Origin of the sequence: Hominisplanchenecus sp. (genome assembly GCF_046967715.1) — a bacterium.
Lineage (GTDB): Bacteria > Bacillota > Clostridia > Lachnospirales > Lachnospiraceae > Hominisplanchenecus > Hominisplanchenecus faecis.
Window position 1 is genome coordinate 41,558 of the sequence record NZ_JBKVNQ010000012.1, and the last position, 9,851, is coordinate 51,408.

Annotated in this window: 5 protein-coding genes; all 5 read left to right on the top strand. The window is 41.1% G+C overall.

Going from position 1 to position 9,851, the window contains the following annotated elements; all coding sequences use genetic code 11:
* The first annotated feature begins 182 nt into the window (after positions 1–182).
* The 5 genes from ACLTL4_RS03055 to ACLTL4_RS03075 all read left to right on the top strand — a co-directional run bounded on the left by ACLTL4_RS03055 (position 183) and on the right by ACLTL4_RS03075 (position 9,580).
* A complete protein-coding gene (locus ACLTL4_RS03055; protein ID WP_412290981.1) occupies positions 183–866 on the top strand; it encodes a response regulator transcription factor in 684 nt (227 codons plus the stop codon).
* Positions 863–2,422, top strand: a complete 1,560-nt coding sequence (locus ACLTL4_RS03060) for a sensor histidine kinase (RefSeq protein WP_412290979.1) — start codon at positions 863–865, stop codon at positions 2,420–2,422. Before ACLTL4_RS03055 ends, ACLTL4_RS03060 begins: the two co-directional genes overlap by 4 nt.
* The gene (locus ACLTL4_RS03065; protein ID WP_022119460.1) at positions 2,412–2,603 is read left to right on the top strand and encodes a (2Fe-2S)-binding protein; all 192 of its coding nucleotides are present in this window, start codon (positions 2,412–2,414) and stop codon (positions 2,601–2,603) included. Before ACLTL4_RS03060 ends, ACLTL4_RS03065 begins: the two co-directional genes overlap by 11 nt.
* A 207-nt stretch (positions 2,604–2,810) precedes the next feature.
* Positions 2,811–7,334: a discoidin domain-containing protein gene (locus ACLTL4_RS03070; RefSeq protein ID WP_412320214.1), complete on the top strand. Its 4,524-nt coding sequence runs from the start codon at positions 2,811–2,813 to the stop codon at positions 7,332–7,334.
* Positions 7,335–7,939: 605 nt separating this feature from the next.
* Complete coding sequence (locus tag ACLTL4_RS03075) at positions 7,940–9,580, top strand: fibronectin type III domain-containing protein (protein WP_173866441.1); 1,641 nt, start codon at positions 7,940–7,942, stop codon at positions 9,578–9,580.
* The last annotated feature ends 271 nt before the right edge of the window (positions 9,581–9,851 follow it).

Genomic DNA, 9,851 nt, shown 5'->3' on the forward strand with positions numbered 1-9,851 from the left:
TTTGACCCTGGCATCTTAAAAATAGGAAAGCAGAAAATGCAGGCAGATAATTCTGTCTGCATTTTCTGTATGCAGATGCAGTCGCATTCAGTGGAAGTTCTTCTGGTTTTGAGATGGATATTCACAAAACGGACATAATTCTCTGCTACGATGAAAGAAAAAGTGACAGGTGGGAGAAAACAATGGACAAATTGAAGATTTTAGTAGTAGATGATGAAAGCAGGATGAGAAAACTGGTCAAAGACTTCCTGGTAAAGCGAAACTTTGAAGTCCTGGAGGCAGAAAATGGGGCAGATGCGATCGATGTTTTCTTTTCGAAAAAAGATATTGCACTGGTGATTCTGGATGTTATGATGCCGAAAATGGATGGATGGCAGGTATGCCGTGAGATCCGGCAGTATTCAAAAGTGCCGATCATTATGCTGACAGCAAGATCAGATGAGAGAGATGAGCTGCTGGGATTCGAACTGGGTGTCGATGAGTACATATCCAAACCGTTCAGCCCGAAGATTCTGGTTGCAAGAGTAGAGGCAATTCTTCGAAGAACCAACACACTGGCAGCAGAAGAAATCTTAAAAGCCGGCGTGATCGAGGTAAACAAAGCAGCACATCAGGTTCTGGTAGACGGAAAGAATGTGGAGTTGAGTTACAAAGAATTTGAACTTCTGAGCTATTTTATGGAAAATCAGGGCATCGCACTTTCCAGAGAAAAGATTCTGAATAGTGTGTGGAATTATGACTATTTTGGTGATGCGAGAACCATCGATACGCATGTGAAAAAGCTGAGAAGCAAACTTGGAAAAAATGCAGACTATATCAAGACCATCTGGGGTATGGGATATAAATTTGAGGTGGATGAACCATGAGAAAATCGCTGAAAACGCAGATCGCAGTACTTTTTATCGGCCTGATTGGATTTGTGTTTCTGGCAAACTGGTGTACCAATAATTTTTTGCTGGAGCGTTATTATGTGGCAAAAAAGGAAGCGGCACTTCAGCATATTTATGATAATATGAATAAAGTAGAAGATGTAGATGATTACCTGATGGATGATTTCGAAAACACCCTTTCCGAATACTGTACACGCTATAATTTGAGTGCGATCATTCTGACGGATGAGTTTGTGCCGCTTCTTTATGGAACCGAAAATTATCAGAAACAGGAACTTCAGGGACGGCTCTGGGGCTATCTGATGGGGATTGACAAGTCTGAGACGGAAGTACTTAAAGAAAATGATAATTATGTTATTCAGAAAACCCAGGATTTTAAAGACAAAGTGGATTATCTGGAAATCTGGGGAGCCTTTAACACCGGCTATTATTTTATGATGCGGATCCCGATGGAGAGCATCCGTGACAGTGTGCGGACTTCCAATGAATTCCTTGGCTATTTTATTGTGATCGGCCTTGCAGTCAGCATGATCCTGATCTCCTGGATGTCACGCAAGATCACGACGCCGCTTCAAGAGCTGACGGAGCTTTCCAAACGCATGGCAGACCTGGATTTTGATGCGAAATATACCAGCGGCGGTCAGAATGAGATCGGTCAGCTGGGCGAGCATTTCAACCAGATGTCAGAGACGCTGGAAAGGACGATTTCGGAGCTGAAAACAGCGAATAATCAGCTGCAGAATGATATCGAAGAAAAGATCCAGATCGACGAGATGCGAAAAGAATTTCTTTCCAATGTCTCGCATGAGCTGAAAACGCCGATCGCACTGATCCAGGGATATGCAGAAGGACTGAAAGAATGTATCAATGACGATGCAGAAAGCCGTGATTTCTATTGTGAGGTCATTATGGATGAGGCGGCGAAGATGAACAATATGGTTAAAAAACTGCTGACACTCAATCATCTGGAATCCGGAAAAGATGCCATTGTATTTGAACGTTTTGATCTGACAAAACTGGTTCGGACGGTTGTACATTCAGCGGAACTTCTGGCTGATCAGAAAGGTGCTAAAATTCTGTTTGAAGAGACGGAAAGCCATTATGTATGGGCAGATGAATTTAAGACCGAAGAAGTTGTGACAAATTTTGTATCCAATGCAATCAATCATGTGGATTTTGATAAAGTGATCGAGATCAAAATGAAAAAAGAAAACGGAAAAGTGCACACCAGTGTGTTTAATACCGGTGTACCGATTCCGGAGGCAGATATCGATAAAATCTGGATCAAATTTTACAAGGTTGACAAGGCAAGGACGCGAGAATACGGCGGAAGCGGAATCGGTCTTTCTATTGTCAAGGCGATCATGGACTCCATGCATCAAAAATTTGGCGTGAAAAATTATGACAATGGCGTAGAATTCTGGTTTGAACTGGAAGCAGACAATGGCAGAGAAATGAAAAGTGAGATGACAGAAGAATTTGCAAAACCAGTGGAAGTGAAAGGGGAGAAAACAGAGCAGAATGAACCGTAATTATGTAGTATGTGAATGTACCGGCACGACGGCCGGACAGATCGAACAGGCGGTACAGCAGGGAGGTCGAACATTTGATGATGTGAAAGCAAGGCTTGGTGTCGGAAAGCAGTGTATTAAGTGCAAAGATCTGATATCGTTGCTGATTGAAAGCTACGTGGAAGATCTGGAAGAAGAATAGAAATGAAAAGAGATGCAGGCTCCTGTTCCCTGGATGGAATGGGAGTCTTTGTGTTTGCAAAAAAACGTCGAGTGTGGAAATGGGGAACAAGCATTTTGTTTCTGTTTTTTAGAAAACCAGCGAAAACCATGTACAAAATAGACAAAATCAGATATAATAATACGGTATCGTTATAAAAAACAGAGAGGAAATAAGAAAGGAGACAGAATGAAAAAGAAAAAATCTATAGCAGCAGGTGCTCTGGCAGCATTTCTGTTGTGTGAAAGTCTGTTTACACCGAATCTTGCCGGAATGGGAGCCGGTCTTTTAAAAGTGCAGGCAGCTGCAGCAAACGTAGCACTCAATAAAGAAGTTACCTCTTCTGCAAATGAATCAGCAACATGGAGTGCAGACAAAGCCGTTGACGGCGATAAAACATCAGACTCCGGAAGATGGTCTTCCGGTGATATGGGCACAAACCGTGACAATCCACAGTGGCTGGTGATCGATCTTTCCGCAGCGACAACAAACGTTGAATCGATCAATATTTATTTTAATTTGAAGGCATGGAGTACAGAATATCAGATCCAGACCAGTGATTCCAACGGAGCAGATGCCAACTGGGAAACGGTTTATGAACTGTCGCGTGACAGTGCAAATGTACAGAGAAACGATCCGGATGTGATCAATGCCTCGGATCTGAGTAAGGCAGAATTAAAACGATATGTACGTTTCTATTTTAAAAAAGGAAATATCAATGGCTGGAAATGTATTTCCGTGCGTGAGATCGAGATCATGGGAACACAGTCCGGAATGATTGAGACGGCAACTTCTGTATTGAAGAACCTGTCCGGCTTGACTGTGGGAGCAAATGAGGAAGAACTGGTGATTCCAAATACTTCTGAACAGTATGATATTTCCATATATGGAAGTGAGCTGGATCAGTTGCTCACGGAAGATGGAAAAGCATCTGCAATGAGAATTGGTGACCGCTCTTTTAATGTTATTTTAAAAGCGACCAATAAAAATGACCCGCAGGATACAGCAAAGAAAAATGTGACGGTAACTGTCAAAGGCAACACGGACAAGTATCCGGAACTGTTCAAAAAAGTGAGCAATCCAAATCCAATGCCAAAAGTCCTGCCGACCATTCAGGAATGGTATGGCTACGAAGGCAATTTTAAACTGACAGAGCAGTCCAGGATCGTGGTAAATGATGCGGCTGGGGTTGATGCGGAAGAAGCGGCAAAAGAAATGCAGAGTGATATCCACGATATCTGTGGTCTGGATCTGGAGATTGTAAAAGGAACAAGCACCGGCACAAACGATATTTATCTGGAATCACAGACAGAAGATGTCTATGATGTCGGAAAAGAAGGTTATCTGATGGTTAATGACGATGCTGGACTGAAAATTTATTCTTCCACCAAAACAGGCCTTCTTTACGGTACTGTGACCGTAGAACAGATCCTTTATCAGGACAGTGAACATGCAAATGTGCCAAAAGGTGTGATTCGTGATTATCCGGCATATGAGATGCGAGGCGTGATGTTTGACATTGCCCGTATCCCTACAAGAATATCATTCCTGAATGATTATACAAAAATCATGAAATGGTACAAACTGAATGAGATGCAGCTTCATATCAATGATAATCAGTGGTCAGATCCGGCGTATTCTGCAAAATATGAGGATTGGGCAGATACCGAAGCTTCTCACAGACTGGAATCAGAACTTTTTCCGTCTCTTGCAACACAAAAGTCCAAATTTGTAAAAACAGGAGACAGTGAGGATCGCTATGACTACTATTATAATGTACATACCGGTAAAAGCGGTGAGCTTTACTATACAAAAGAAGAATTCCGCAAGATGAACGAAGAAGCAAAGGCATGCGGTATTCAGGTTGTAGCGGAGTTAGATACACCGGGACATTCCGCAGCTTACACCAAATATGTTCATGACCATCAGGAAGAAGTAATCAAATCACTTGTAAAATACGGCTATCTGAAGGCGGCAGATTATCTGAACGCAGACGGAAATGTAAAACAGGGAGCTTCTTTCTACATTCACAACCCTGGAAACTGGGAACTCCTGGCACTGGACGATCAGAGCAGCAATGCACAGATCAGACAGAATGCGATCAATGCAAGAATCTTTATGAAAGCACTGTTTGATGAATATCTCGGAGGAATTGACGGAATTGATGCGGTTTTTGATGCAAAAAATGTCAACGCAGGTGTTGATGAATACTGGGACAGAACCGATGCAAATAAAGAAGCTTTCCGCCGTTACATGAATGAGATGTACAGCTATCTGCATGATAAGTATGATGTCGAAGTGGAAATGTGGGGAGCGATGGAAGTCTTAAAGGGAAATACAAAGGTAAATAATAATATTATCCTGAATATGTGGTCTGCTACAGAGGACAGTCCGAGTGCAAGACTGGCAGAAGGCTTCCGTCTTATCAATGTACCGCAGACATATCTTTATAATACACCTGGACGTTATCACAAAGATATGATCCAGGAAAATAATCTTTTCTATAACTGGGATCCGTCTGTGTTCAGCGGCGGAGTGAAGACGGATAAAGGTGATCCGCAGGTACTTGGAGCCAAGACAGCACTCTGGGGCGATGAGAACCGCGAGGGTATCACAGAAGCCGATCTGAATGAGCGTTATCTGCGTGCGGTAGCCATGGTATCACAGAAAACCTGGGGCAGCAATAAAGAAACAAGCTTTGTAAACTATGAGCAGACCTTTGATGCATTACGCGAGGGACCTGGAACTGCTATTTCCTATGATATGGAAAGTGTTTCAGATGTAGTGCTGGACTATGATTTTGCAAACTTATCCGCGGATGGAGAAATCATTTATGATGCCAGCGGAAATGCTTACAACGGACAGGTGAGCGGTGGAGAAAAAGCAGAAAAAGACGGCGAAACCTATCTGAAATTTGATGGCAATACAGTTATCCGTACACCACTGACGACACTTGGTTATCCATATACGATGAGTTTTGATGTATATCTGGACGGTACAGAAAAGAATACGAAAGAATCCTCTCTGTTTTCCGGTTATGACGGAAGACTGCAGCTTGCGGGTATCAATGGTTCCCTGAGCCTGAACCGCGATTATTTTAATCAGTCCTTTGAGTATCAGGTAGAAAAGAATAAAAAGCACCGGATCACGGTCGTAGGAACGTATCAGACAACAAAACTGTATGTAGATGGTGTGTTTAAAAAGATTCTTTATGCGGCAGCCAGCGATCCGGAGAACAATGGTGCACTCGGTGCAAGTACCTGGACAGATGCAGACAACAATTACCGCAGCACCTTTGTGTTCCCGTTAAATGAGATCGGAAAGAATTTCTCCGGTTACCTTGGAAATATCAAAGCATATAACAAAGCACTGTCCACAGAAGAACTGGCAGCAGAAAATGTTGGTGCAACGCTTGTGGATGTGGCGAGAAACCGGGGAGCATATACCGATCTTGGCAACAAAGGCTACAAAGGGGATGAGATGCGTCTCTATCCGGCATGGAAGGCAACCGACGGAGACGGACATGTAACCGGAACAAGCGGAGTAAGTACCTCTTACGAATCCAGATGGTGCTCTTCTGACCGAAATGATGATTTCCTGATGATTGACCTTGGAAGAGAAAGAAAGGTATCCAAGGTTGTGATCGACTGGGCAGCAGGACGTTATGCGACAGCATACGACATTCAGGTATCAAACGATGGTGCCGACTGGAGCACAGTAAAATCCGTCAGCGGCAATGAAAAAGCATGGACTGAAGACAGCTTTACAGAAACATCCGCACGCTATGTCAGAATGAAGGGTGTACAGCGAAAAGCAAGTGAATATGCAATTTGTGAAATGAAAGTATACCAGAGCGTTGACAGAAGTGCCCTGAAAAATGCATATGAGGAAGCAAAAACGATCTTGAAAAATACAAAAGCTGATTTTGCTTATGCATCTGCAAACACAGATGAACTGGCGGAATTATGGAATGCGTCTGTGAGAGCAAAAGCGGTATACGGTGATGTCATGGCTGGTCAGGAAGAACTGGATGCGGCAAAAGCTGAGCTGGAAAGTGCACAGAATGCTTACCTGAAAAAAGTTACAGGATGCAAAGAAACTCTGACGGAAGAGATAAAGGTGTCTGAAAAATTCGATCTTTCAAAATACACTTCTGAAAGTGCAGCCAAATATCAGGAAGCACTGAAACGGGCGAAAGAGATGCTGGATCGAGCAGATGCACAACCGGAAGAGTTGGACGCAGCAAAGAAAGAACTGGAAGAGGCAAGAAAAGCTCTGACGGAAAAAGCAGAACAGCAAAAACCAGATCCGACGCCAACGCCGACACCAAATCCAAATCCGGCACCGGATACTGTCAAAACGGTACCGAAAAAGGGAACGGTATTTACCGACGGAAAAGGAATCAGCTATAAAGTGACCAAATCCGATGCAAAAAAAGGAACGGTTGCAGTAACCGGAACCAGGAAAAAAAGAAATAAGATCACCATTCCGGCAACCGTTACGAAAGATGGCTATACCTTTAAAGTAACGGAAATTGCAGCAAAAGCATTCCAAAACAATAAAAAACTGACGACTCTGGTACTCGGAGCAAATATCAGCAAAATCGGAACGAAGAGCTTCTATAAAAACAGCAAACTGAAGAGTATCACCTTCAAGAACAAAATGCAGTTAGATTGGCCGCAGGCATTCAAGGAATTAAAGCTTGCAAAGTGACTGTCGAAGAAAATGACGGCAAAGAATTTTGGCAAGCTGAAAAAAGCAATGAAGAGTGCAGGGAAGAAGGTTAAATACAAGAAAAAATAGAGAATTACCGATAGTTCCCCGGCGGATGTAAGGAATGGAAATATCGCATGTTTTATTAAGATGCTGTTTGCAAGTGAATAGTATTATTATGTGTGCAAATGAACGAATTCCCCAAAGGGCACGTGAAAGTGCCTTCTTGGGAATTGTTCATTTTGCACATTGCCAAAAGCTCCTGGCTTGCCAGGGGTCTCTTAAGCGGAAATGCGTTTTCGGCCAGAATACAAAATGTGAAACCGAAAGAGATCGAATCATAGTGATGGAAATTTGTTGCCGTCACTGTGAGTCGGTCTTTTTTGCTCTCAAATAAAATATAACACTTCTATGAACACACTTTTTTTACAAAACTATTTTTATGACGTTTATTTGCACATTTAAAATCTTTGAGGATAAAGCATTATAAAAATTCAGAAAGGAATTGAATAAGAAATGCGTATATGCTATCATATTTTGTATAAATGTGCTGAAAATTTCGGCATAAAAATAAACTGAAAGGACAACAAATAAAGGAGGAAAACATGAGAAAAGGGAAAAGATTTTTTAAAGCTTTTGTACTTGCGGCAGCTTTTTGTGCAATGAGTACAGTGCCGTATACAAGTCATGCATCAGCATTGGATGTTCCGCGTGCGACATCCGATAATACGTTTGCTACTGCAAGCAGGATCAACATGGGTGATACGTTGAATGGCAGTATTACAGAAACCAAAGATTATAATAATTATCAGCTCCAGCTGGACAGTGCCGGATGTATTACTCTTAATATGACAGCATATATGCGATATTATTGTATCAGAATTTATGAGACGGATGGTACAGAGATCTGGTATACAGATTCTAATGAATGGAATGAAACAGTTGGTTACCGCCGTGATGAGTATAATATTTATCTTGAAAAAGGAACGTATTATATACAGATCAATGGGTACAGAAGAGAGGATTATGATAAAGTTACCGGAGAGTATACTTGTCGTACATCCTTTACCTCATCTGGAGTGACAAATCGAGAGGATGATAATTCGTTTGCGGATGCAAATAATATTACGATTGGAGATAAAATTGTAGGGCAGATATCTGTAAATGATGATTTTGATACATATAAGTTTACATTATCGCAGGTTGGCTGCGTCAAACTTGAAATGACATCCTATATGAAATACTATGGTATAAAACTTTTTAATTCAGATGGAGAACAAGTTTGGTATAGTAATCAGAATGAATGGAATGAAACGGTTGGCTATCGCAGCGACACGTATGATTTATATCTGGAAAAGGGAACATATTATCTTCAGGTTGATGGATATCGGGTTTATGACTGGGATAAAGCTACTGGCAGATATGTATGCAATACTTCCTTTACAGCATCAGGCGTATCGTTTGATAGAGATGATAATGATTTCAGAACTGCAAAGCAGATATCATGGAATAAGACATATGTAGGTCAGATTTCGGAAAATGATGATTTTGATAACTATATTTTCAACGTTTCGAAAGATCAGACGGTAGCAATTGATATAACATCATATATGCAATATTACAGTATAAAAATCTTTGATGCGGATGGAAAAGAAATCTGGGACACACATTATAACGAATGGAACAGTAATGTCGGATATCGTAAAGACTCGCAGAATGTTGTCCTGAGTGCCGGAAAATATTATCTTCAGATTAATGGATATCGGGTTTATGACTGGGATAAATCCACCGGAAAATATGTTTTCTCTGTTTCTTCTTTGAGTCAGACAAATTGTAATCATGATTACAGCAGCAAATGGGTAGATGCTACTTATTTTGAGAAGGGATACCGTCTCTATATATGTGAGAAGTGTGGTAAGAAATATAAGGATGATTATGTTGCGAAAAGACAACTGGATCAGGGAAGCATTTCTTCTTGGTATTCAAGTGCTGGAAAGGGAAAAATCTATCTTCGGTGGTATACAATATCGGATGCATCAGGTTATCAGATTCGTTACTGTAAGAAAAAATCTATGAAGAGCGGTGTAAAAGTGATGACTGTTAAAGGACAGCGTAAGTATAAGAAGACGATCAGCAAACTGTCCAGAAGAAAGAGGTATTATGTTCAGGTTCGGGCATATAAGAAATCTGGCAAAAAAACAGTTTATGGCAAGTGGTCACAGAAATATATGCTTAAAACAAAATAGAGATTCAGAAGAGATTTCTACATATAATTAGATAATAGCGAAAAAATAAAGTTCAGACAGCAAGAGTGTATTGGAAACTGTGTTTTCCGTATGCTCTTGTTTTTTTTATATAGGGACAAGATTGGATTGAACATATTACTTAAATTATAGATATAAAAGTAATAAACACGAAAGTTTTGACTTCTAAGAAAAAACTTTAAAAATTTTGAAAAAAGCTGTTGACAGATCCGCACAACAGTGGTATCATACCAACTGTTGCGGCGGAAACGCA